Source organism: Pseudogemmobacter faecipullorum (assembly GCF_020539525.1).
GTDB classification, from domain to species: Bacteria; Pseudomonadota; Alphaproteobacteria; order Rhodobacterales; family Rhodobacteraceae; genus Pseudogemmobacter; species Pseudogemmobacter faecipullorum.
Window position 1 is genome coordinate 1 of sequence record NZ_JACDXX010000091.1, and the last position, 593, is coordinate 593.

A 593-nucleotide genomic window follows, 5' to 3' on the forward strand; every position below is an offset into this window, starting at 1 on the left:
GCGCGTTACCTCGCACACTTGATTGGAAGAAAAACATAGCCTATTTTCTAACACATGAAGACTGTATCTGCCTCTGTTCCCGATCGGATCATGAAGCGTGTCCGCGCTAGCGGACGCGGCAGCGTCTTCACGCCCAGTGACTTTCTGAACGTGGCTGCCCGTGGCGCGGTGGACCAGGCGCTGTCTCGGCTGACCAGGGCGGGCGACCTCCGGCGTCTCGCCCGCGGCCTTTATGATTTCCCGAAGATCCATCCGAAGTTTGGTGCTCTGGCCCCTTCGCCCGACAACGTGGCCAGAGCACTCGCTCGCGAAACCGGATCAAACCTGCAGATTGATGGTCCACAGGCTGCCAATGTGCTCGGGCTTTCAACGCAGGTTGCGGCGCAGAGCCGTTGGCTGACGGATGGGCCTTCGCGCCGTGTTGTGCTCGGGAAGCGGGTGATCGATCTTCGCCATACGTCGCCCAAACATTTGATTGCCCCCGGCAGCCCGGCCGGAACGGTCGTTCAGGCCCTGCGCCATGTAGGTGCTGCACGGGCCTCTGACGTGATGCACGCGGCCAGCCGTCACCTCTCGGCCAGCGACAAGAAGCT

At 61.9% G+C, this 593-nt stretch carries 1 protein-coding gene; it reads left to right on the top strand.

All coding sequences use genetic code 11. The annotated features are described in order from the left end of the window. Positions 1-90: 90 nt before the first annotated feature. Positions 91-593 (top strand): DUF6088 family protein (locus H0485_RS21345; protein ID WP_226937877.1); only part of this gene is annotated, 503 nt, incomplete at its 3' end.